General features: G+C 35.8%; 22 protein-coding genes, 3 pseudogenes and 1 other annotated feature. Of the genes and pseudogenes, 23 read left to right on the top strand and 2 right to left on the bottom strand.

The window, feature by feature from the left end; all coding sequences use genetic code 11:
* Positions 1-180: 180 nt before the first annotated feature.
* On the bottom strand, positions 181-567 hold the full coding sequence (locus tag HT708_RS02680) for a VOC family protein (protein WP_050207413.1): 387 nt from the start codon (positions 565-567) through the stop codon (positions 181-183).
* Positions 568-578: 11 nt separating this feature from the next.
* Positions 579-1406, bottom strand: a complete 828-nt coding sequence (locus tag HT708_RS02685) for an exodeoxyribonuclease III (protein ID WP_050207414.1) — start codon at positions 1404-1406, stop codon at positions 579-581.
* A gap of 219 nt (positions 1407-1625) precedes the next feature.
* Here HT708_RS02685 and HT708_RS02690 point away from each other — a divergent pair, with 219 nt between their 5' ends.
* The 23 genes and pseudogenes from HT708_RS02690 to HT708_RS02795 all read left to right on the top strand — a co-directional run bounded on the left by HT708_RS02690 (position 1626) and on the right by HT708_RS02795 (position 24493).
* Positions 1626-2525 (top strand): type II CAAX endopeptidase family protein, encoded by a 900-nt coding sequence (locus tag HT708_RS02690; protein ID WP_119942890.1) that lies wholly within the window; start codon positions 1626-1628, stop codon positions 2523-2525.
* Positions 2509-2796, top strand: a complete 288-nt coding sequence (locus tag HT708_RS02695) for an autorepressor SdpR family transcription factor (RefSeq protein WP_050222921.1) — start codon at positions 2509-2511, stop codon at positions 2794-2796. Before HT708_RS02690 ends, HT708_RS02695 begins: the two co-directional genes overlap by 17 nt.
* Positions 2777-3418 carry an SdpI family protein gene (locus HT708_RS02700; protein ID WP_078934249.1) on the top strand — a complete coding sequence of 214 codons (642 nt, stop codon included), beginning with the start codon at positions 2777-2779 and terminating at the stop codon, positions 3416-3418. Before HT708_RS02695 ends, HT708_RS02700 begins: the two co-directional genes overlap by 20 nt.
* Positions 3419-3544: 126 nt before the next feature.
* A pseudogene (locus HT708_RS02705) lies at positions 3545-3996 on the top strand (DUF3290 family protein).
* Positions 3993-4624: pseudogene (locus HT708_RS02710) on the top strand (DUF421 domain-containing protein). Before HT708_RS02705 ends, HT708_RS02710 begins: the two co-directional pseudogenes overlap by 4 nt.
* Before the next feature lie 54 nt (positions 4625-4678).
* Positions 4679-6424, top strand: coding sequence for an ABC transporter transmembrane domain-containing protein (locus tag HT708_RS02715; protein WP_172925938.1), 1746 nt, complete (start codon positions 4679-4681; stop codon positions 6422-6424).
* The gene (locus tag HT708_RS02720; protein ID WP_172925939.1) at positions 6414-8156 is read left to right on the top strand and encodes an ABC transporter ATP-binding protein; all 1743 of its coding nucleotides are present in this window, start codon (positions 6414-6416) and stop codon (positions 8154-8156) included. Before HT708_RS02715 ends, HT708_RS02720 begins: the two co-directional genes overlap by 11 nt.
* A gap of 129 nt (positions 8157-8285) precedes the next feature.
* Positions 8286-8978 (top strand): sugar transferase, encoded by a 693-nt coding sequence (locus tag HT708_RS02725; protein ID WP_001861841.1) that lies wholly within the window; start codon positions 8286-8288, stop codon positions 8976-8978.
* Positions 8979-9020: 42 nt separating this feature from the next.
* Entirely contained in the window at positions 9021-10247 is a 1227-nt protein-coding gene (locus HT708_RS02730; RefSeq protein ID WP_050089759.1) for a DegT/DnrJ/EryC1/StrS aminotransferase family protein, read from the top strand.
* 619 nt (positions 10248-10866) lie between these two features.
* A complete protein-coding gene (locus HT708_RS02735; protein WP_001280259.1) occupies positions 10867-11097 on the top strand; it encodes a hypothetical protein in 231 nt (76 codons plus the stop codon).
* A 266-nt stretch (positions 11098-11363) separates the two neighbouring features.
* Complete coding sequence (gene pfbA, locus HT708_RS02740) at positions 11364-13520, top strand: multi-ligand-binding adhesin PfbA (protein ID WP_172925940.1); 2157 nt, start codon at positions 11364-11366, stop codon at positions 13518-13520.
* Positions 13504-13794, top strand: a pseudogene (locus HT708_RS11700) (protein phosphatase 2C family protein); the annotation flags it as partial. The gene pfbA and the pseudogene HT708_RS11700, both read left to right, overlap by 17 nt.
* Positions 13795-13915: 121 nt before the next feature.
* A complete protein-coding gene (locus HT708_RS11705; RefSeq protein ID WP_226373094.1) occupies positions 13916-14251 on the top strand; it encodes a hypothetical protein in 336 nt (111 codons plus the stop codon).
* A 57-nt stretch (positions 14252-14308) separates the two neighbouring features.
* Entirely contained in the window at positions 14309-14950 is a 642-nt protein-coding gene (locus HT708_RS02750; protein WP_000945329.1) for a phosphate uptake regulator PhoU, read from the top strand.
* 12 nt (positions 14951-14962) lie between these two features.
* Positions 14963-16438 carry a UDP-glucose--hexose-1-phosphate uridylyltransferase gene (gene galT / locus HT708_RS02755; protein ID WP_023932602.1) on the top strand — a complete coding sequence of 492 codons (1476 nt, stop codon included), beginning with the start codon at positions 14963-14965 and terminating at the stop codon, positions 16436-16438.
* A gap of 12 nt (positions 16439-16450) precedes the next feature.
* A complete protein-coding gene (gene galE / locus HT708_RS02760; protein WP_000996560.1) occupies positions 16451-17461 on the top strand; it encodes a UDP-glucose 4-epimerase GalE in 1011 nt (336 codons plus the stop codon).
* Positions 17462-17641: 180 nt separating this feature from the next.
* Positions 17642-18301 carry a DUF1868 domain-containing protein gene (locus HT708_RS02765; protein WP_000793816.1) on the top strand — a complete coding sequence of 220 codons (660 nt, stop codon included), beginning with the start codon at positions 17642-17644 and terminating at the stop codon, positions 18299-18301.
* Between the two features lie 24 nt (positions 18302-18325).
* Positions 18326-19393 carry an extracellular solute-binding protein gene (locus HT708_RS02770; protein WP_049523868.1) on the top strand — a complete coding sequence of 356 codons (1068 nt, stop codon included), beginning with the start codon at positions 18326-18328 and terminating at the stop codon, positions 19391-19393.
* Between the two features lie 100 nt (positions 19394-19493).
* Positions 19494-20504 carry an ABC transporter ATP-binding protein gene (locus tag HT708_RS02775; protein ID WP_000589142.1) on the top strand — a complete coding sequence of 337 codons (1011 nt, stop codon included), beginning with the start codon at positions 19494-19496 and terminating at the stop codon, positions 20502-20504.
* 11 nt (positions 20505-20515) lie between these two features.
* On the top strand, positions 20516-22207 hold the full coding sequence (locus HT708_RS02780; RefSeq protein ID WP_115264924.1) for an iron ABC transporter permease: 1692 nt from the start codon (positions 20516-20518) through the stop codon (positions 22205-22207).
* 2 nt (positions 22208-22209) lie between these two features.
* Positions 22210-22920 (top strand): MgtC/SapB family protein, encoded by a 711-nt coding sequence (locus tag HT708_RS02785; RefSeq protein ID WP_000127548.1) that lies wholly within the window; start codon positions 22210-22212, stop codon positions 22918-22920.
* 95 nt (positions 22921-23015) lie between these two features.
* A complete protein-coding gene (locus tag HT708_RS02790) occupies positions 23016-23384 on the top strand; it encodes a hypothetical protein (RefSeq protein WP_138699396.1) in 369 nt (122 codons plus the stop codon).
* Positions 23385-23491: 107 nt separating this feature from the next.
* Positions 23492-24493 carry a LacI family DNA-binding transcriptional regulator gene (locus HT708_RS02795; protein ID WP_000789951.1) on the top strand — a complete coding sequence of 334 codons (1002 nt, stop codon included), beginning with the start codon at positions 23492-23494 and terminating at the stop codon, positions 24491-24493.
* A 217-nt stretch (positions 24494-24710) separates the two neighbouring features.
* Positions 24711-24941: a binding site (T-box leader), on the top strand.
* Positions 24942-25156 lie beyond the last annotated feature (215 nt).

Consider the following 25156-nt stretch of genomic DNA (forward strand, 5'->3'; position numbering starts at 1 on the left):
TAGGAAGCTAGCCGCAGGCTGTACTTGAGTACGGTAAGGCGACGCTGACGTGGTTTGAATTTGATTTTCGAAGAGTATTAGAAGATTTTTTCATCATAAAAGACATATTATCAAGATTTTTCAAGACTTGACAATATGCCTTTCTCTAACTTTAAAGATTTTTTCCCAATCTTTATTATTCTACTCGCTAAATCTTAAAAAATAACCATCAGGATCCAAAATCGCAAATTCATGAGGGTAAATAAAGCTATCTCCCACTCGAAATTCTCTTTTAGTCAAAGGACGATGAATAGGATAGTTAGCTTCCAGCAGTTTTTGGTGGAGCTGAGGAACATCTGTAATGCCAAAGGAAATATTGACACCGCGCCCGAATGGATAGGTCAGCTGAGCTAATTCTTCTGCGCTGCCTTCTTCTAGCATAAGTTGGCAGTCTTCAAGCGAGAGGAAGAGAAATTTCTCCTCTGGACGCTCGTATTCGACAGAGAATCCTAGCAGGTCGCAGTAGAAGTGGCGTGATTTTTCGATGTCAGATACTACAAGTTCAGGAATGACAGCTTGATAGTCCATTCGTTTTCTCCTTAGAGTTCAATCTCCATGACAATGGGTGTATGGTCTTGGCGAGCACCTGAGTCAATCATATCAGATTTAGTGACCTTGTCAGTGATACGGTTACTTGTGAGCCAGTAGTCGATTCTCCAGCCTGTATTGTTGATTTTAGAAGTTTTGCTGCGTTGTGCCCACCAAGTGTAGCGTTCAGGAACATCGCCATGAACATGGCGGAAGGTATCAGTAAATCCAGTTGCCAATAGGTTGGTAAATCCAGCACGTTCCTCGTCAGTAAATCCAGGTGAACGGCGGTTGCTAGCAGGATTTGCAAGGTCGATTTCATTGTGGGCTACGTTGTAGTCACCGGTCGCAAGGACTGGTTTTTCTTTGTCTAGTTCAGCCAAATACTCCGCATATTTGACATCCCAGACTTGGCGTTCTTCCAAGCGTTTAAGACCATCGCCAGCATTTGGTGTGTAAACCTGGGTCACGAAAAATTTATCAAATTCCAAAGTGATGATGCGGCCTTCCAAGTCCATGGTAGAAGGGGCACCGATTTCTGGGAAAGTGACAGTAGGTGTGAGTTCTTTCTTATAGAGGAACATAGTACCAGCATAGCCTTTGCGGGCAGGTTCTTGAGAAGAGCGCCACGTGTTTTCGTAGCCTGGGAAGAGTTCTTCTAAAATTTCCAAGTGTTTCTTTGTAGGCCCTTTGGCAGAAAGCTTGGTTTCTTGGATAGCGATAATATCAGCATTTTCAGCGACCAAGGTTTGTAGGACTTCTTGGGACAATTTGGCACGAGCTGAATCACTAGTTAGGGCAGCGTTTAGGGAATCAATATTCCATGAGATAAGTTTCATAAAGTTACCTTTTTCATTCAGATTATAGATTTTATTATACCAAAAAAAGGTCTATTTCCCCAACGTATGGTTTGAAAAATCACTCTTTAGACTTTATCCTGAGAAAATAAAAATTCCCTAAACTATTTAGAAAAAAATCTAAATAGCTCTTGTGTTTAGAATAGAAAGGTGTATAATGTTATTTAGAAAAATATCTAAATAGAAAGTGAAGTTACATATATGTCAAATAAGAGAACAATCCTTCTTTTTGTGGTCTTGGCTTATGCCCTTGCTTGGATAATATGGTTGGCACTATGGATAGGTGGTGTTGGTCTAAATTCTCCATGGAGTCAACTTGCTAGTATTGTAGCCATGTGGATGCCTGCGCTTGCAGTCTTTCTCTTAGGGAAAATCACGAATCAACCTAGTGGAATCAAATCTAAATTAGTTGTAAATCTCAAGAGCAACTGGCGCTTTTACTTACTAGCTATCTGGTTACCAGCAGTTATCAGTTTTTTAGGAGCGGGACTTTATTTTCTTGTATTTCCTAGCAATTTCAGCCTTGGTTTTGAATCTATTCAAGCTATTTTACAAGAAAAAGGTGTCTCTCAATCAGCCATTCCCTTATCTTTCTTGGCTTTGATTCAAATCCTAGCTAGTTTGACTTACGCTCCTTTTCTTAATAGTTTCTTTGCATTAGGGGAGGAAATTGGTTGGCGTGGCTATCTTTACCCAGTGCTAAGAGGACGCTTTTCAAGAGTCCAGACTCATGTCTTGCTTGGTCTCATTTGGAGTCTTTGGCATCTACCAATCAATTTGCAAGGCTATAATTATGGACTATCTTATTTTTCTTATCCCGTTTTAGGAGTTGTCGCCATGTTTCTATTTTGTTTTAGCCTAGGAATATTGTTAAGCTGGTTGTTGGAAAAGACAGGCTCTATCTGGGCTTCAGTCCTATTTCATGGGGCAATCAATGCAACTGCAGGTATTGGGTTACTCTTTCAATTACCAGGAGAAAAAGTTTCAAGCCTCTTGATTTTAGATCCATCACCGACAGGAATGCTATCAGTTCTACCTTGCTTAGTCCTAGCCCTACTAATATTACAAAGGGAAAGGAGTCATTATGAGTTTTGCAAATAGCTTTAAAGCCTTATCTCATTCAGTTAGGAGAGAGATTTTGAATTTACTCAAAACAGGTAGATTACCTGCAGGAGAAATTGCCAGTCAATTCGAGTTGACTAGTGCAACTATTTCACACCATCTCACGATTTTGAAAGCAGCGGATTTGATTCATGAAATGAAAGAAAAAAACTTTATTTATTATGAGTTAAATACATCGGTTTTAGAGGATATAATGGTTTGGTTAGCAGATCTGAAAGGAGATCATTTTGATGAAGATAAAAATCAATAAGAAATTGCTATTATTTACGAGCATTCTCATCCTACTACCTTCCCTTGTAGGTTGTGTTTTCTGGAATCAATTACCAGAGGAGATACCCACTCATTTTAATCTACTGGGTCAAGCAGATGGCTACAATCATAAAATGTCTGCTATCTTTGGATTACCGACTCTCATGCTTTTGATGCATTGGTTGCTTCTATTTTTAATGATTAAGGATCCTAAATCTAGCAATATCAGTTCAAAAATACAAGTTTTGATTTACTGGATTATTCCTTTTGTATCTTGTCTATTAATGATTTCTATCTTCGGAGAATCTTTGGGTTATTCCATGATGAGCGGGATTCTAGCTCAGATTTTTATGGGAGTCGTGATGATCGTAATTGGAAATTATCTACCAAAAACACACCGAAATTATATAATCGGTATTCGACTTCCGTGGACCTTGGAGAGTGATAAAAACTGGAGAAAAACACATCGATTAGCTGGAAAAATTTGGGTATTAGGAGGATTGTTATTGTTTCTAAACTCCTTTGTGCAACTATATGTTTACTGGGTATTCTTCTTGACACTTTTCTTTGTAGTGATAATTCCTAGTGTCTATTCTTATCAATTATCAAAATTAGAATCTTGAAACAGGTATTTGAGTCATTAGTTAGAGAAGTTGGTCTGATAAGTCTATTTCCCCAACGTATGGTTTGAAAAATCATCCTCTTTTGTTTATAATTAAGAATGATTTTATGAAAGGGAGTGAAAATACATGAAATTCTACTCTTATGACTATGTACTCAGCCAAATCGGTCAGCAAAATGGTATCATGGTTGGCTTTGGGATTGTGCTCCTAGCTATCACAGGATTTTTTGCCTTCAAGGCGTATCGTGATAAAAAAGGTGACTAGATTTTGTGAATTGGTCATGATTTTTGTCTTGACTTTGATAGCCATGCTTTTGGTGACAATCTCAAAATACCAGACCAATTAAGCCTCTAACAACCAATTTCAAACTTCATTTCATAGAGGTTGTTTCTAAAGACTTGGGAGTGGATAAATCAGAAGTTTACGTCAATACTTCTGCAGTTACTGATGGAGAACTTGTCAAGGTCGGTTCAGATTTCTACCACGCCATGAACGAGAGCGAATTAGACAAGTATCTTTTAAAGAAATTAGAATTGCATCAAACAGACGTTATTGAATTGGTGAAGGTAAACAAGTGACACTCAACTGTATGGAAATTGTAATCGAACTGGCCTTGGGGCTCTTCTCACTTGTTTTGTTATCAATGTGACAGGAAAGGGGAACTTAGCACCTAACTCTGCGACAGATTAAATTCAGAATTATGTTCTCTGTGCTATCATTGGTGGGGTGATTTACAATAGTTCTATCAGCATTTTGCAGTACGAGGTGATTTTACTGATGTGGACTATTTTGGTTTTGACCCTCAAGTGGCTTCATAATATTCGTTTTGTGAAATGTTTGATTGATGGTAAGCCAACTCTCCTCATCAAACATGAGAAGATTGACCTAGAAGCCTGTCGTTCGGTTGATTTGTTTGGGGTGGATGTAACCCTCAAACTTCGTAGCCAAGGGATTTTCCAGATGAAGCAAGTTGAACGAGCTGTGCAGGAGCAAAATGACCAACTCATCGTGGTCCAAATGGGAGATGAAAATCCTAAGTATCTAATTGTGACTGATGGTGTTATCCAAGTAGAAGTCTTGGAATCGCTTGGCTGTAGCGAAGAGTGGTTGATTGATAATCTCGGCAAACAAGGGCATGACAATGTAGCCAATATCTTTATCGCTGAGTATGACAAAGGTGACGTTACAGTTGTAACCTATGAATAAGAAAAACCTGGGGTCGGGGTCTCAGGTTTCCATTTGGAACTAGAAAGGAATTTTATGTCCATTATTCAAAAACTCTGGTGGTTTTTTAAGCTAGAAAAACGCCGTTATCTAGTCGGAATTGTGGCCTTGGTCTTGGTTTCTGTCCTTAACCTCATTCCCCCAATGGTCATGGGGCGAATCATTGATGCTATCACATCGGGGCAATTAATTCAGAATGAACTACTTATTTACCTATTTTACTTGCTTCTTGCGGCCTTTGGTATGTACTATCTGCGCTATGTTTGGCGTATGTATATTCTTGGGACATCCTACCGTCTGGGGCAGATTATGAGGTCTCGCTTGTTTGAGCATTTTACAAAGATGTCTCCAGCCTTTTATCAAACCTATCGGACGGGGGACTTGATGGCACACGCAACCAATGATATCAATTCTTTGACGAGTCTTGCAGGTGGTGGTGTTATATCTGCGGTGGATGCCTCTATTACAGCTTTAGTGACTTTGCTGACCATGCTCTTTAGCATTTCCTGGCAGATGACTCTAGTTGCAATTTTGCCCCTGCCTTTTATGGCATATGCGACCAGTCGTTTGGGAAGAAAGACTCATAAGGTCTTTGGAGAGTCACAGGATGCCTTTTCTGAACTCAATAACAAGGTTCAGGAGTCTGTATCAGGTATCAAAGTGACCAAGTCTTTTGGTTATCAGGCAGATGAGCTGGAGTCCTTTCAGGCAGTCAATGAATTAACCTTCCAAAAGAACCTCCAAACCATGAAATACGATAGACTCTTTGACCCAATGGTTTTCTTGTTTGTTGGATTATCCTATGTTTTAACACTCTTAGTCGGCTCTTTGATGGTTCGGGAGGGGCAGATTACAGTTGGAAATTTGGTCACTTTTATTAGTTATTTGGATATGATGGTCTGGCCTCTCATGGCTATTGGTTTCCTCTTTAATATCACTCAGCGAGGAAAGGTTTCTTACCAGCGGATTGAGAATCTTTTGTCTCAGGAATCATCTGTAAAAGACTCCGAGTTTCCTCTGGATGGTATTGAAAACGGGCGCTTGGAGTATGCTATTGATAACTTTGCTTTTGAAAACGAGGAAACGCTAATGGATATTCACTTTAGTTTGGAAAAAGGGCAAACTCTGGGCTTGGTTGGGCAGACAGGCTCTGGGAAAACATCCTTGATTAAACTCCTCTTGCGTGAGTACGATGTGGATAAGGGAGGCATTTATCTAAATGGTCACGATATTCGCGATTATCGTTTGACAGAGCTTCGTAGTCTTATGGGCTACGTCCCTCAGGACCAGTTCCTCTTTGCGACTTCGATTTTAGACAATATTCGCTTTGGCAATCCTAACTTGCCCATTTCAGCGGTCGAGGAAGCGACTAAGCTAGCTCAAGTTTACCAAGACATTGTAGCCATGTCACAGGGATTTGATACGTTGATTGGTGAAAAGGGAGTCAGTCTTTCTGGTGGGCAAAAGCAGCGGCTGGCTATGAGTCGGGCTATGATTTTAGACCCTGATATCTTGATTTTGGATGATTCTTTGTCGGCCGTGGATGCCAAGACAGAGTATGCGATTATCGACAACCTTAAGGAGACGCGAAAGGACAAGACAACCATTATTACGGCTCATCGCCTCAGTGCAGTTGTCCATGCAGATTTGATTTTAGTCCTGCAAAATGGTCAAATCATCGAACGAGGCAGGCACGAAGACTTGCTAGCTTTGGATGGCTGGTATGCCCAAACCTACCAGTCTCAGCAGCTGGAAATGAAGGGAGAAGAAGATGCAGAATAAACAAGAACAATGGGCTGTATTGAAGCGCTTGATATCTTATCTCAAGCCTTATGGTCTTCTGACCTTTTTGGCACTCAGCTTTCTCCTAGCGACTACGGTCATTAAAAGTGTCATTCCCCTTGTGGCTTCCCACTTTATCGACCAGTATCTCAGCAATCTCAATCAACTCGCTGTGACAGTGTTGCTGGCCTACTATGGTCTCTATATCCTGCAAACTCTGGTTCAGTATGTCGGAAATCTTCTCTTTGTACGGGTGTCTTACAGTATTGTGAGGGATATTCGTCGCGATGCCTTTGCCAATATGGAGAAGCTAGGCATGTCTTATTTTGACAAGACGCCAGCAGGCTCTATCGTCTCTCGTTTGACTAATGATACCGAGACAATCAGTGATATGTTTTCGGGGATTTTATCCAGTTTTATCTCAGCAATTTTTATCTTTTTGACAACCCTTTATACCATGTTGGTGTTGGATTTTCGTTTGACAGCATTAGTCCTGCTCTTTCTCCCTTTGATTTTCCTTTTGGTCAATCTCTATCGTAAAAAATCAGTCAAGATTATCGAGAAAACCAGAAGTCTCTTGTCAGATATCAATAGTAAGCTGGCAGAAAATATCGAAGGAATTAGGATTATCCAGGTCTTTAATCAAGAAAAGCGCCAGCAGGCAGAATTTGATGAGATTAACCAAGAACACTTGGTCTATGCCAACCGCTCTGTAGCCTTTGATGCCCTCTTGTTGCGCCCTGCTATGAGTTTGTTGAAACTCCTAGGTTATACTGTCTTAATGGCCTATTTTGGCTACCGTGGTCTTTCTATCGGGATAACGGTCGGGACTATGTATGCTTTTATCCAGTACATCAATCGTCTCTTTGATCCTCTGATTGAAGTAACGCAAAACTTTTCAACCCTGCAAACGTCTATGGTGTCTGCAGGCCGTGTCTTTGCCTTGATTGACGAGGCAACCTATGAGCCTCTTCAAGAAAATAGTCAGGTTGAGGTTGAAGAAGGCAATATTCGTTTTGAACATGTGTGTTTCTCATATGATGGCAAACATCCTATTCTGGATGATATTTCTTTTTCGGTCAACAAGGGTGAAACCATTGCCTTTGTAGGTCATACAGGTTCGGGGAAATCTTCGATTATAAATGTTCTCATGCGCTTTTATGAATTCCAGTCAGGGAGAGTTCTCTTGGATGATGTGGATATCAGGGATTTCAGTCAAGAAGAGCTGAGAAAAAACATCGGTTTGGTCTTGCAGGAACCCTTTCTCTATCATGGAACTATTAAGTTCAATATCGCCATGTACCAAGAAATCAGTGATGATCAGGTTCAGGCTGCGGCAGCCTTTGTGGATGCAGATTCCTTTATTCAAGAACTTCCTAAGGGGTACGACTCCCCTGTGTCTGAGCGTGGATCGAGTTTTTCAACTGGTCAGCGACAGCTTCTTGCCTTTGCCAGAACAGTTGCCAGCCAGCCTAAAATCCTGATTTTGGATGAAGCGACCGCCAATATTGACTCTGAAACAGAAAGCTTGGTTCAAGCTTCTCTGGCGAAGATGAGACAGGGCCGAACAACTATTGCTATCGCTCACCGCCTTTCTACTATTCAAGACGCCAACTGCATCTATGTTTTGGACAAGGGGCGCATTATCGAGAGTGGAACTCATGAAGAACTCTTGGCCTTGGGAGGAACCTATCACAAGATGTATAGCTTGCAGGCAGGGGCCATGTCCTAACACTCTTTGATTTTCATTGAGTAAAAGAAGGAAATCCTTCAAATTACAGATTTCTTTCACCGCCTTTTCCATTTTGTGGTATAATGAAAAATGTTGACAAATAGTATAATAAAAACAAAGGAGAACAGCATGCTGAAATGGGAAGACTTGCCTGTGGAAATGAAATCAAGCGAGGTTGAGTCTTACTACCAGCTTGTCTCTAAAAGGAAGGGTTCGCTGATTTTCAAGCGTTGCTTGGACTGGGTTTTGGCCTTGGGCTTACTGGTTCTGACCTCTCCCATCTTTCTCATCTTGAGCATTTGGATCAAGTTGGATAGCAAGGGGCCAGTGATTTACAAGCAAGAGCGTGTGACCCAGTACAACCGTCGGTTCAAGATTTGGAAGTTCCGTACCATGGTGACGGATGCGGATAAAAAAGGAAGTCTGGTGACTTCTGCTAACGATAGCCGCATTACCAAGGTTGGAAATTTCATCCGACGTGTCCGTTTGGACGAACTGCCTCAGTTGGTCAATGTCCTTAAAGGTGAGATGTCCTTTGTCGGTACACGACCTGAAGTGCCACGTTATACAGAGCAGTATAGCCCTGAAATGATGGCAACCTTGCTCTTGCAAGCAGGAATTACCTCTCCAGCCAGCATCAACTACAAGGATGAGGACACCATCATCAGTCAAATGACGGAGAAAGGTCTGTCAGTTGATCAGGCCTATGTGGAGCATGTTCTTCCTGAAAAGATGCGCTATAACCTCGCCTATCTCCGAGAGTTTAGTTTCTTTGGGGACATCAAAATCATGTTTCAAACCGTGTTTGAGGTACTAAAATAAAGTAGTCATAAGAAAATGAGTACAGATAAAAGGAGCAAATCAATGCCAAATTACAATATTCCATTTTCACCGCCTGATATCACAGAAGCAGAAATTGCTGAAGTAGCGGATACCCTGCGTTCTGGTTGGATCACAACAGGTCCTAAAACAAAAGAACTGGAGCGCCGCTTGTCTCTTTACACACAGACACCTAAGACTGTTTGTCTCAACTCTGCGACAGCTGCTCTGGAGTTGATTTTACGCGTTTTGGAAGTGGGACCTGGTGATGAAGTCATCGTTCCAGCCATGACCTATACGGCTTCATGTAGTGTCATTACGCACGTGGGAGCAACCCCTGTCATGGTGGATATCCAAGCAGATACGTTTGAGATGGACTATGACCTGCTTGAGCAAGCTATCACTGAGAAAACTAAGGTGATTATCCCAGTAGAGCTCGCAGGGATTGTTTGCGATTATGACCGTTTGTTCCAAGTCGTGGAGAAAAAACGTGACTTCTTCACCGCTTCAAGCAAGTGGCAAAAGGCCTTTAACCGTATTGTCATTGTCTCTGATAGTGCCCACGCTTTGGGATCTACTTATAAAGGACAACCTTCTGGTTCTATCGCTGACTTTACTTCCTTCTCATTCCACGCCGTTAAGAACTTTACAACGGCAGAAGGTGGAAGTGCGACTTGGAAGGCCAATCCAGCGATTGACGACGAAGAGATGTACAAGGAATTCCAAATCCTTTCCCTTCACGGGCAAACTAAGGATGCCCTTGCCAAGATGCAACTGGGGTCATGGGAATACGATATCGTCACACCAGCCTACAAGTGCAATATGACTGATATCATGGCATCGCTTGGTTTGGTACAATTGGACCGTTACTCTGGTTTGCTAGAACGTCGTAAGGACATCGTGGACCGCTATGATCGTGGTTTTGCAGGTTCTCGTATCCATCCATTGGCACACAAGACTGATACTGTAGAATCTTCACGCCACCTCTACATCACCCATGTAGAAGGAGCGAGCTTAGAGGAACGCAATCTTATCATCCAAGAATTAGCTAAAGCAGGAATTGCAAGTAATGTTCACTACAAACCGCTTCCTCTCTTGACAGCCTATAAGAATCTTGGATTTGATATGACGAACTATCCTAAGGCCTATGCCTTCTTTGAAAATGAAATTACGCTCCCTCTTCACACTAAATTAAGCGATGAAGAAGTGGACTATATCATTGAGACTTTCAAAACAGTTTCTGAAAAAGTACTAACTTTATCAAAAAAATGACAAACTACAGACAAGCGAAAGTAATACTGTCCCTAAAAAGTCTAATTGAGTGTAAAAACTGTTGTTTTCAATTGATAATAGTTTACACCTGTAGTTGAGGCCCCTTTCTCCTCAGAGAGAGAATTTTTATAGGATTTTCCTTTCTTGTGGGAGTCCCGTGGTTTGAAATAAGATGTGAGCAATTTGGTGTAGCATTTAGAATCCTTACTAGACATCATTTAGAAAATATAGTGTCTTGTTCTAGTTTTCAATTCACCCTATTTTTTGAAAGACGTGAGTTTCCATGAGTGAGATTGTGGAAACTCGCGTCTTTTTTTGTTTTCAGAATATTGTTCAAAGTTTTGTGCCTGTCTTTCATGTTCTAGTCATTCTTTTGCATGATAGAATTTATAGCATTTTGATATTATAATAATACAAATATCCCATATGTTTAGTGAAGCTTGCTATACATCATTAGATCTCCTGCGAGACAATCTATAAAACACTTGTCTACGATTACCTATATACCCTATTCCAGTATTTTAGAAGCACTGCATCTATTTTTATCGAGGTTAAATCTAGCTTTTATAGAAGGTCTATTTAAGAAATATATTGTAGTGTTTTAGTTTCAATCCGCCATATGAGCGATATTCAGGTAAATATCCCTGGCGAATGCTTGTATGACAAGGTATTTGTTCTTTCATTTATAATTTACAACATATCAATAAATTTAAATATAGTAAATGGGATATTTTATATTCAAGCTAAGAAAGATAGCATCACTTTTGAATGGAAGGCTAAAGAGCAAACTAGGAAGTTGGCCATAGATAGCTCAAAACCCTGCTTTGAGGTTGTAGATATAGTAAAATGAAATAAGAATAGGACAAATCGATCGGGATAGTCAAATCGATTTCTAACNNACTGACCAAGTCAGTAACCTAGACTTAGGGCAAGGCGGCACTGACCTAGTTTGAAGAGATTTCCGAAGAGTATAAATTTTAATATTTTCTTGTGTTATTCCTTGACAATTCAATTTGGAAAATATATGATAAAGATAATGACAGCGGTGTCATTCTATCTATTTTAAGAAAAGTAATAATCAATTGTTAAAAAATAGTAAAAAAATTGGAGGTTCTGATGAAATATTTTGTTCCTAATGAGGTATTCAGTATTCGTAAATTAAAGGTGGGGACCTGCTCGGTACTATTGGCAATTTCAATTTTGGGAAGCCAAGGTATTTTATCGGATGAAGTTGTTACTAGTTCTTCACCGATGGCTACAAAAGAGTCTTCTAATGCAATTACTAATGATTTAGATAATTCACCAACTGTTAATCAGAATCGTTCTGCTGAAATGATTGCCTCTAATTCAACCACTAATGGTTTAGATAATTCGTTAAGTGTTAATAGTATCAGCTCTAATGGTACTATTCGTTCTAATTCACAATTAGACAACAGAACAGTTGAATCTACAGTAACATCTACTAATGAAAATAAGAGTTATAAGGAAGATGTTATAAGTGACAGAATTATCAAAAAAGAATTTGAAGATACTGCTTTAAGTGTAAAAGATTATGGAGCAATAGGTGACGGAGTTAATGATGATCGTCAAGCAATTCAAGATACAATAGATGCTGCAGCTCAAGGGCTAGGTGGAGGAAATGTATATTTTCCGGAAGGAACTTATTTAGTAAAAGAAATTGTTTTTTTAAAAAGTCATACACACTTAGAATTGAATGAGAAAGCTACCATTCTAAATGGTATAAATATTAAGAATCACCCTTCTATTGTTTTTATGACAGGTTTATTTACGGATGATGGTGCGCAAGTAGAATGGAGCCCAACAGAAGATATTAGTTATTCTGGTGGTACTATTGATATGAACGGTGCTTTGAATGAAGAAGGAACTAAAGCAAAAAATCTACCACTTATAAATTCTTCAGGTGCATTTGCTATTGGGAATTCAAATAACGTAACTATAAAAAATGTAACATTCAAGGATAGTTATCAAGGGCATGCTATTCAAATTGCAGGTTCGAAAAATGTATTAGTTGATAATTCTCGTTTTCTTGGGCAAGCCTTACCCAAAACGATGAAGGATGGGCAAATCATAAGTAAGGAGAGCATTCAGATTGAACCATTAACTAGAAAAGGTTTTCCTTATGCCTTGAATGATGATGGGAAAAAATCTGAAAATGTGACTATTCAAAATTCCTATTTTGGCAAAAGTGATAAATCTGGAGAATTAGTAACAGCAATTGGCACACACTATCAAACATTGTCGACACAGAACCCCTCTAATATTAAAATTTTAAATAATCATTTTGATAACATGATGTATGCAGGTGTACGTTTTACAGGATTCACTGATGTATTAATCAAAGGAAATCGCTTTGATAAGAAAGTTAAAGGAGAGAGTGTACATTATCGAGAAAGCGGAGCAGCTTTAGTAAATGCTTATAGCTATAAAAACACTAAAGATCTATTAGATTTAAATAAACAGGTGGTTATCGCCGAAAATATATTTAATATTGCCGATCCTAAAACAAAAGCGATACGAGTTGCAAAAGATAGTGCAGAATATTTAGGAAAAGTATCAGATATTACTGTAACAAAAAATGTAATTAATAATAATTCTAAGGAAACAGAACAACCAAATATTGAATTATTACGAGTTAGTGATAATTTAGTAGTCTCAGAGAATAGTATATTCGGTGGTAAAGAAGGAATTGTTATTGAGGATTCAAAGGGTAAAATAACCGTTTTAAATAACCAATTTTATAATTTATCCGGTAAGTATATATCATTCATCAAATCTAATGCAAATGAGAAAGAACCTGTTATACGTGATAGCGATGGTAATTTCAATATTGTAACGGAGAATGGGCTTTATAAAATTGTAACAAATAACTTAAGTGATAAAAACGAAAAAGAAAAAAACAAAGAGGAAAAATTTAAAACAAGTTCATATGTGCATGAAAAACAATCTAATTCAAATAATGTAATTGATAGTAACCAGAAGAACGGAGAGTTTAACTCAAGTAAAGATAATAGACAAATGAATGACAAGATCGACAATAAACAAGATAATAAGACAGAAGAAGTGAACCATAAAATAGTTGGAGATGGCAGAGAAACTGAAAATCATATTAATAAATCTAAAGAAATAGTAGATGTAAAACAAAAATTACCAAAGACTGGTTCGAACAAGATTATGGAACTATTCTTAACAGTGACAGGAATTGGTTTACTTTTGACACTAAAAGGGTTGAAGTATTATGGTAAAGATAAATAAAATTTGTTCGATACAAGGAAGTTCTGTAGAAAATGAGGATGCTGTAGGTTCACAAAATCAGTATTTTTGGATTATTGATGGAGCTACAGATTTATATAATTCTAAAGAGGAGATAGGTTATTCAGTCTCAGAAGTTGTACATATTTTATCAGAAAGTTTGTCGGTTAATTGTAAAGAATCAAAAACTCTTAAACAAATATTTGAAACTGCTTTACTTGAGGTTAAAGATGAAATCGGTTTAAACTCATATGAATTAACAGAGTATTATCGCTTACCAACATTTGCTTTTATATTTGCTAAACTTTCAGAAAAAAAGTTGGAGTATATGATGCTAGGTGACTGCGTCATGTTAGTAAACGAAATGGAAATAACTGATCATAGAGTAGATAACTTATTTGAAAAAAGGGAAAAATGAGATAAAAGATTCAATTGGTACAAATAGTGTTTTAAATAAAAAAATTATTTTACAAAAAATCAGAAAATTATCTAATCAACCGAGTGGGTACTGGATAGGTTCGTTGGATGAGAGATTTTTAGACCATGCTATTATTAATCAAATAGATGTTACTAGTGAACAAATTGTTTTAATGAGCGATGGCTTTTATGAATTCTATCAAAATAATCAAAATAAAACTTTTGAAGAGTTAATTAAGATGAGATTTAATTCTTCTGCTATTGATCCAATCTATGGAAAGAAGGATGATGCAAGTATTCTAGTTATTGATGTTTGATATATTGTTTAAAATATTAATTGTTACTATTGAACTTTGTTAAGAAGAGGTACCTAAATGTTAAGGTTATATTTAGAAAATGAAATTATAGAATTATCAAATAATTTAGAGACCATTTGGGTATCTGTGCTTGATAAATATGAGAAGTTATTTGAATATTTATCAAATGAAGAACGAGTAGAATTGATTAAAGAAGATTTAATCATAAATGAGTCAGTTCTAAATATTGATAAAAAAGGATTTGAGTTAATTTGTTTACAACATCCTGTTTCATATGACTTAAGAAGAATTATTAGTGTAATAAAAATATCAACTGACATTGAACGTATTGGGGATAGAATTGTTGAAATTTTAAAAAATCTACAGATTATTCAAAATAATGAAAATTTGAAGAAAATTATTTCAGAAATAAAAATACTTCATGAAGTTATCGGACAGCATATGAATAGGGCTATATCTTGTTATAGAGAGGAACAATCTGGATGTTTAGATATGGTTGTTATACAAAAACAGAATGAGATAGAAGAGCTTAGTATAAATATTGAAAAGAAAATAATGAATTACATATTTGAAGATGATGGGAATGTTTCTGAAGTAATTGGTGCTTTAGATATTATTCATCACCTTGATAAAATTGCTCATACTACGCAAGCAATTTATAAATGGATAATGTATAGAAAATATGGGAACATAAATTAGAAAGAAAAATATATGAAAACAATTATTGATAATTTTGTTGATAGAGTAATTGAATACGGAATGTATAATGAAATTGACAAAATATATGTGAAAAATAGAGTATTAGCGTTAATAGGTGAGGAGGGAACTGATCGCATTTCCGATGAAAATGACCTGAAACAAATAAAAGATTACTTAGTGGAAATCGCCTTAAAAAACGGTAAAATTAAAGATTTAATCGAGGAAAAGGAATGTTTAGGAGCAGAGTTAATGAATTTCATAGTTCCTTTACCTAGTCGATTAAATGATATTTTTTGGAGTTCATATGATATATCACCTCAAGAAGCAGTTGAAGAGTTTTATAAGTTAAGTAAAGATAGTGATTATATTAAAACTTCTGCTATTGCTAAGAATATTGAGTTTAGAGCATCAACTAAATATGGAGAGCTAGAGATTACGATAAATTTGTCAAAACCCGAAAAAGATCCAAAAACAATTGCTGCTGAAAAATTAGTAAAAGCAACTAATTATCCCAAATGTTTACTATGTATGGAAAATGAAGGATATCAGGGGCGAATAAATTATCCAGCACGTTCGAATCATAGAATTATTCGGTTGAAACTTGGTGACGAAGTATGGGGATTCCAGTATTCTCCCTACTCATACTTTAATGAGCATGCGATATTTTTGAATAGTCAACATGTACCAATGGCTATTACCTCTAAAACATTTGAACAATTATTGGAGATTGTTGATATTTTGCCAGGATATTTTGCTGGTTCAAATTCTGATCTTCCTATCTCAGGAGGCTCCATTCTTAGTCATAACCACTATCAGGGAGGGAAATATATTTTCCCAATGGAAAAAGCAAAATTTGAGAGTGAATTTCGTTTTAAAGACTTTGAGGATATTAATGCTGGTATTGTAAAATGGCCAATGTCAGTAATTAGGTTACAAAGTGAAAATAAAAATCGCTTGTTAGATTTAGCTACTAAAATTCTAAATAAGTGGAGAGAATATTCAGATTTAGAAGTAGACATCATTGCTATGACTGAAGATGTCCCACACCATACGGTGACTCCTATTGCTCGTAAAGTGGACGGGAGATATGAATTAGATATTGTTCTAAGAGATAATCATACTACTGAACAATACCCAGATGGTGTTTTCCATCCTCATCAAGATGTACAACATATTAAAAAGGAAAATATCGGATTAATCGAAGTGATGGGACTTGCGATATTACCACCTCGTTTGAAACCAGAGTTAGAAGAAGTTGGAAAATATCTTTTAGGAGAGGAAAACGCAATTGCGGATTATCATTTAGAATGGGCCGACCAATTGAAAGAAAAATATCCTAACATTAAAAAAGAAGAGGTTAATAGCGTAGTTCAACACGAAGTAGGACAAGCATTTGCGAGAGTCCTAGAAGATGCAGGTGTTTATAAGAATACTTCATCTGGACATGAAGCGTTTATGAGATTTGTTAAGTCGGTTGGAATTAATTAGGAGGAAACCCAAATGGCAATATTGGTAACAGGCGGAGCTGGTTATATTGGTAGCCATACCGTAGTAGAATTACTAAATTTAGGAAAGGAAGTTATCATTGTCGACAACCTTTCGAATTCTAGCATCTTGGTGCTAGACCGTATTGAAGCAATTACAGGAATACGTCCTGTGTTTTACGAATTAGATGTTTGTGATAAACAAGCATTGAGAAAGGTATTTGAACAAGAATCGATTGATGCTGCAATTCATTTTGCAGGTTATAAAGCTGTCGGAGAATCCGTGCAAAAGCCTGTGATGTACTACAAAAATAATATTATGAGTACATTGGCACTTGTTGAAGTGATGTCAGAATTTAATGTTAAAAAGATTGTCTTTTCTTCAAGTGCGACTGTATATGGAATTAACAATCAGTCACCTCTAATTGAGACGATGCAAACAAGTGCGACAAATCCTTATGGGTATACGAAAGTGATGCTTGAGCAAATTTTAAAAGATGTTCATGTGGCAGATTCAGAATGGAGTATTGCGTTGCTTCGTTATTTCAATCCAATTGGTGCTCATGAGTCTGGGCTTATTGGGGAAGATCCCTCAGGAATTCCTAACAACTTGATGCCTTATATTGCACAAGTAGCGGTAGGTAAGCTGTCAGAGCTAAGTGTGTTCGGAAATGATTATGATACGCTTGATGGTACTGGTGTGCGTGATTATATCCATGTAGTAGATTTAGCAATAGGACATATAAAAGCTTTAGAAAAAGTATCTGAAAAAACAGATGTTTATATCTATAACCTAGGCTCGGGAGAAGGCACTAGTGTATTACAACTTGTAAATACATTTGAAAGTGTTAATAAGATCCCTATTCCTTATAAAATAGTTCCAAGACGTTCAGGAGACGTTGCAACTTGTTATGCAAATGCAGACAAAGCATATAAGGAATTAAATTGGAGAACAACAAAATCGATTGAAGACATGTGTAGAGATACATGGAATTGGCAATCAAAAAATCCCAATGGCTATAATTGATGATACTGTCTATATGAGTGCTGTATTTTGGAAAAATTACTTAACCTTTTAATGAAATGTATATTTAATGAAAGATAAATTAAAAAAAATGTTTGACAGCGCTTGACAAAGGAAACGGTTTCATTGTATAATGTAAACATGATGACACCGATGTCAAATATAAAAAAAGAAGGTCTTTATATGAAAAACTTAACAAAAATTAAGTTCAAAGAGAATGGGGAATTTAATCATTTTCCAGGAAATACTGTTGTAGCAAATCTTTATACTAAACAAGATTTGATGGAAGTTGTTGATATTATTCAATCACGTTATAGAGAATTACCATTTATCGATAAGTTCACTTTAACTCCAAGGAATTCTATTCACATGACTGTAATTGAATTGTTGTGCCATGAAAATCGTGAAACGGAGTTTTGGAGCAGTAATCTTCCTTTAGATACACCTTTACAGAAAATACATGATTACTTTGCTAAACAACTTGAAATTTTTCCATTGTTAAATGAAGAAATTCTTATGCGTGTAACGGAAATGGGAAAACAAAACATACTAGTTGAACCTGCAGATGAAGCTTCTGCTAAGAGATTAGAAGAAATTCGTACTTATGTCTCAGAAAAAGCAGGTGTTTGTTTCCCTAATCATGATAGATATCAATTCCATATTTCAATTGGGTATCTTCGGATTCCTCTAACCGAAGAGGAGGAAGAAGAGTTTACTAAAGTTAGAGCGGAATTAACTGAAATTTTATTAGAGAAGATTCCAACTATTACTGTAAACCGTATTGACTATACTGTATTTGAAGATATGAGACAATTTGTTCCATATCACGAAAAATTTAAATAAAATAATAAAAAAGGAGAACTTATCATGAAAAAAATGAAAGTTTGGTCTACTGTACTTGCAACGGGAGTTGCTCTTACTACACTTGCTGCTTGCTCTGGAGGTTCAAATTCTACGACTGCTTCTTCATCTGAAGAAAAAGCTGATAAAAGTCAAGAATTAGTAATCTATTCGAACTCAGTCTCAAATGGTCGTGGTGATTGGTTAACTGCTAAAGCAAAAGAAGCTGGTTTTAATATAAAAATGGTTGATATTCCTGGCGCTCAATTAGCAGACCGTGTTATTGCCGAGAAGAATAATGCAGTTGCAGATATGGTATTTGGAATTGGTGCTGTTGATTCAAATAAAATTAGAGATCAAAAATTACTAGTCCAGTACAAGCCTAAATGGTTAGATAAAATTGATCAATCTTTATCAGATAAAGATAATTATTATAATCCTGTGATTGTTCAACCATTAGTTTTAATTGGGGCGCCTGATGTAAAAGAAATGCCTAAAGATTGGACTGAATTAGGTAGTAAGTATAAAGGTAAATATTCAATTTCTGGTCTTCAAGGTGGTACAGGACGGGCAATTCTAGCAAGTATCTTAGTTCGATACCTTGATGATAAAGGTGAATTAGGTGTTTCCGAAAAAGGTTGGGAAGCAGCAAAAGAATATTTGAAAAATGCATACACTCTTCAAAAGGGAGAAAGTTCAATTGTTAAGATGTTAGACAAAGAAGATCCAATACAATATGGAATGATGTGGGGTTCTGGTGCATTAGTTGGACAAAAAGAACAAAATGTTGTTTTCAAAGTTATGACTCCTGAGATTGGTGTACCATTTGTAACTGAACAAACTATGGTTTTAAGCACTAGTAAAAAACAAGCGTTAGCTAAAGAATTTATTGATTGGTTTGGTCAAACAGAAATTCAAGTAGAATATAGTAAGAACTTTGGATCTATTCCTGCAAATAAAGATGCCCTAACAGAGTTACCTGAAGATACGAAAAAATTTGTGGATCAAGTAAAACCACAAAATATTGACTGGGAAGCTGTTGGAAAGCATTTGGATGAATGGGTAGAAAAAGCTGAATTAGAATACGTACAATAAGAAATAATTTAATTTTTATGTCCAAGTCTCTCTATTATTTCTAAATTTAAGGAAGAAATAAAGAGAGGCTTTTGGTTTAGTAATAGAGGGAGTTAGTGAGATGATTAAATTTGATAATATTCAAATTAAATATGGTGATTTTGTTGCAATTGATAATCTGAATTTAGATATACATGAAGGGGAATTCTTTACATTTCTTGGGCCTTCAGGATGTGGTAAATCAACTACTTTGAGAGCATTGGTAGGTTTTTTAGATCCATCATCAGGAAGTATTGAAGTTAATGGAACAGATGTCACTCATTTGGAACCTGAAAAGCGTGGAATTGGTATTGTATTTCAATCTTATGCGCTATTTCCAACTATGACTGTTTTTGATAATATTGCATTTGGTTTAAAAGTTAAGAAGGTAGCTCCAGATGTTATTAAAGCTAAAGTATCAGCAGTGGCAGCAAAAATTAAGATCTCTGATCAACAGTTACAGCGTAATGTATCAGAATTATCTGGGGGTCAACAACAAAGGGTAGCATTGGCTCGTGCTCTGGTTCTTGAACCTAAAATTCTTTGTCTAGATGAACCATTGTCAAACCTTGACGCAAAATTACGTGTAGATTTGAGAAAAGAGTTGAAAAGACTTCAAAAAGAGTTAGGTATTACTACTTTATATGTTACTCATGATCAAGAGGAAGCCTTGACTTTATCTGATAGAATTGCAGTCTTTAACAATGGATACATCGAACAGGTCGGTACACCAGTAGAGATTTATCATAATTCTCAAACTGAATTTGTATGTGATTTTATTGGAGATATTAATGTTTTGACCGATGAAACAGTCCACGAAGTATTATTGAAAAATACAAGCGTTTTCTTAGAGGATAAAAAAGGATACATTCGATTAGAGAAAGTTCGATTCAATCGTGAAACTGAACAAGATTTTATTCTAAAAGGGACAATTATTGATGTTGAGTTTTCTGGAGTTACAATTCACTATACAATAAAAGTTTCTGAAAGTCAGATTCTTAATGTAACAAGTATTGATAGTCAGGCTGCTATTAGATCTGTCGGAGAAAGTGTGGAATTATTTATCACACCATCAGACGTTCTGCAATTTTAAGGAGGTGCAGTATGCGTCATAAATTAAATTTAAAAGATTGGCTTATTCGTTTAGGGTTAATCTGGTTCTTAGTAACATTTATTATTTATCCAAACTTTGATCTAGTAGTGAATGTATTTGTAAAAGGAGGAGAATTTTCCCTTGATGCTGTACATCGTGTTCTAAAATCTCAGAGGGCACTTCAGAGTATTATGAACAGTTTTAAGTTGGCATTTTCACTCATTATTACAGTTAATGTCGTAGGTATTCTTTGTGTTCTATTTACAGAGTACTTTGATATTAAAGGTGCTAAAATTTTAAAATTAGGTTATATGACCTCTTTAATTTATGGAGGAGTGGTTTTAGCGACTGGATATAAATTTGTCTATGGTCCTTATGGATTGATTACAAAATTTTTACAAAATGTTATCCCTTCTTTAGACCCTAACTGGTTTATTGGGTATGGTGCAGTCTTATTCATTATGACATTTTCAGGAACTGCTAATCATACATTGTTTTTAACAAATACAATTCGAAGCGTTGACTATCACACTATTGAGGCTGCTCGAAATATGGGAGCAAAACCATTTACTGTTTTCCGAAAAGTAGTGTTACCAACCTTAATTCCAACTCTATTTGCACTTACTATCATGGTTTTTCTTAGTGGTTTATCTGCAGTAGCAGCACCCATGATTGTTGGTGGTAAAGAATTTCAAACTATAAATCCAATGATTATTACATTTGCAGGGATGGGGAATTCTCGTGATTTAGCTGCTCTACTTGCAATTATTTTAGGTATTGCAACTACAATTTTGCTTACTATCATGAACAAGATAGAAAAAGGTGGAAATTATATTTCTATCTCTAAGACTAAAGCGCCTCTTAAAAAACAAAAAATTGCGTCTAAGCCTTGGAATATCATTGCTCACATTGTAGCATATGGATTGTTCACAGTTTTCATGCTTCCACTAATTTTTATAGTATTATACTCATTTACAGATCCAGTTGCAATTCAAACAGGTAACTTAACATTATCAAACTTTACTTTAGAAAATTATCGCTTATTCTTTAGTAATAGTGCGGCATTCTCTCCATTCTTGGTCAGCTTTATTTATTCTATTATTGCTGCGACAACAGCAACAATTCTCGCAGTTGTATTTGCTCGTGTTGTCAGAAAACATAAATCTCGTTTTGATTTCTTATTTGAATATGGTGCTCTACTTCCTTGGTTACTACCAAGTACACTTTTAGCAGTAAGTTTATTATTTACTTTTAATCAGCCACAATTTCTTGTCTTGAATCAGATTTTGGTAGGTGGTTTGGTAATTCTACTTATTGCATATATAGTTGTAAAAATCCCATTTTCTTATAGAATGGTACGTGCTATTTTATTTAGTGTTGATGATGAGATGGAAGATGCAGCAAGAAGTATGGGTGCTTCACCTTTTTATACTATGATGAAGGTTATCATTCCATTTATTTTACCGGTTGTTCTCTCTGTTATTGCTTTAAACTTTAACTCTTTATTAACTGACTTCGACTTATCTGTATTCCTTTACCATCCCCTAGCTCAACCATTAGGTATTACGATTCGATCTGCAGGTGATGAAACAGCAACATCTAATGCACAAGCTCTGGTATTTGTTTATACAATTGTTCTGATGATTGTTTCTGGAACTGTATTATACTTCACACAAAGACCGAGGCGTAAAGTAAGGAAATAATCATGACAGCCACTAGTCTTGGGTTATCACATATTGAAATAGTTGTCAGGATTGTTTTATCAGTAGTTATTGGTGGTGTAATTGGTTTAGAGAGAGGAAGTAAATCTCAACCAGCAGGTATTCGTACACATAGTATTGTTTGTCTGGCTGCATGTTTAATTATGATGACGAATGAATACGTATCTTATAAATTTGGTACAGGAGATCCTACACGCTTAGGTGCGCAGGTTATATCAGGTGTTGGTTTTCTTGGGGCTGGAACAATACTTATTACAGATAAAAAGAAAATAACTGGTTTAACAACTGCAGCCGGAATATGGGCTTCAGCTGGAATTGGATTAGCTATTGGAGTAGGTTTTTATGAGGGAGCTCTTTTAGTAGCCATTTCTGTTTGGGGTGTGATATCCATGTTCCAACCACTAAAAAAATATCTACGAAATCGTTCTAAAATGATTGAATTGTATATAGTGGTTAAATCTACAGAAGCCTATAATCGTGTATTGGTTTATTGTGCAGAAAATGGCATTAGAATGACTGATTCTAGAACTGCATTTGGAGATGTTAATTCTGACAGAATTGAATATTTTGATGTTCCAGACAAAAAAATCGCGTCATTTATTACTCTGGAATTATCAGGTAGATTTGAGCACCTTAAACTAATGGAAGAAATTGCTAATATTGTAGGTGTTATTTATGTCGAAGAAATTAGCTGAAATTTAGTAAACAAAGGGACAGATGTTTTTGTCCTTTTGTTTTTTAGATGTTTTAATCATCTAATTTTTGAGTAGATTTTTGCTCAGAGGTTTTTATGAAAGATTATAAAATCAATTTTGATTTAGGTAAAATAGAATATTTTGATAATAATTGTTTGATACAAGTATACAAATTTATTTCTTTTTATGATATTTATGAAATGGTGTTTGCCTTTCATTTACCTCCTGATGAGTTGATAACAAATGTTATCTTTAAAGAAAAAATTAACTCTATGTTAAAATGTTGCATTGACAGGCTATTATATGTTTTTATAAATCCTACACATTTTACTGAAAAAGTTAATCTACAATTTTATGGTAGTTTTTTCTCATATGAATTTATTTGTCGTGAAGTTGGAAACATTCTTAAAAATAAAGGTGTGAAATGCAATTTAAACTTTTTTGAAGGGGAAGAATATTTGTAAAATTAATTTTGTGAATTTGTGGATCTTAAATAATTTACTAAATTCTCTTGTTAAAAAAAATTAAATATTGTATAGTAATATTAGAATGTTCGTAATGGAGGACTGAAATGAAAAATATAAATGGGAAAAAGGTAACTATTTATGACATTGCACGTTTATCAGGTTTTTCTCCAAAAACAGTTTCACGAGTTATTAATGGTGGAGTAAATGTTAAAGAAGAAACTTATCAAGCGATTCAAAAAGTTATAGAGGAATTGTCGTATATTCCAAATGCGTATGCAAAAAATTTAACTAAAAAAGAAGCTATAAATATATTGATTTCTGTAAAAAAAATCGACTCTTTTCCTTTAATTTGGTTTCAAACTTTATTAGATAAAGTTTTACAAACTTGTAAAGAGTATGGTGTTAATGCTATAGTTGAGTACTTTGGAGAGGAGGATACAATTAGTAATTCAATTATATCAAGCACAGGTAGCCTAGTAGATGGTGTTATTGTTTTTTATGAAAGTGTAGATGATATCAGAATTCAGTATTTAAAGAAGAACCATATGCCTTTTCTTGTTTTCGGTGAATCTCAAACGTCTGGAGTAGTCTATGTATCTAATAATAATTTTCAAGCTACTTATGATATGATGAAAGCTGTAACTGAAGAAAAATTTAAAAATATGTGGTTGCTTATGGGAGGAGAATCTCATGTTAATAAGGATCGTGAAAGAGGTGTGCGTTCTTTTCTGAATGATAAAAATTACTTTATGGATTTAAAAGTCATTTATGGCTTATCTACAATTGATTCAGTTTATTCTTATGCAATGCAGCACTTGACTACCCAAAATGATCCGGACATTATTTTTGTTTCAGGAGATGAAAAGGTTCAGGGCTTGATTCGTGCGTGCTATGAGAAAGGAATTCTTATTCCAGATGATATTTCTATCATTGGATTTGATAATATTCCTATTTCTCAGTATTATACTCCAGCTTTGTCTACAATTGCTCCCAATTATGTTAAATTGGCTAAAGAAATGATAGAAGGTGTTTTAGCAATTATTAAAGGGGAAAGTGTCACATCTGTTGAAGTTTCTCCTAAATTTGTTAGGAGACAGAGTTTCTAGTATTGTTTAATTCTTGAAAATCCTAGTGGAAAAGATGGAGTGTTCTAAAATAAGTTCTGTTTAGCCTCCATTCAGTTTCTATTGAGTTGGATCCAATTTCTAACAAGTGGGACATGTTCATGTTCATGTTCGATCTAAGGAAGACATGGTCACATTCGAATGATATTTTCAAAAAAATCGTAAAAAAGTCTTGACAAAGAAAAAACAAAGTATTAAAATAAGTTCAACAAATCAGAAAAGTAACTATTTTTGATCTTCAGGGAGCCTGTGGTGATTGTGAATAGGTGGTTGGAAGTAGTGAAAGTGGGCTGATTTAAAAAATGAATTTGAAACAATGAAAATTCGGTGCGCACACCTTACAGTGCAGCTTGTTGTTAGACAAGGCAGAGATGTAAAGGAGATAGTTCCTTTATAATTGAGGTGGCACCGCGTTACCAACGCCCTCACATGGAAGTAGATTCCGTGTGTGGGCTTTTTTCTATCCGTCATTTTGTTTATCTTTTATTAGGGCCTTAAGTCGCTTTGATGAACTTGAGTTTTATCTACAGCTCCTTGCCTGTTACTAAAAATAAACAAAAAGCTGAATTAATATGGAAAAAGCTAGTAATACTCAATGAAAATCAAAGAGCAAACTAGGAAACTATCCGCAGGCTGCTCAAAACA

The organism is Streptococcus sp. 3613, assembly GCF_013277375.1.
Taxonomy (GTDB): Bacteria; Bacillota; Bacilli; order Lactobacillales; family Streptococcaceae; genus Streptococcus; species Streptococcus pseudopneumoniae.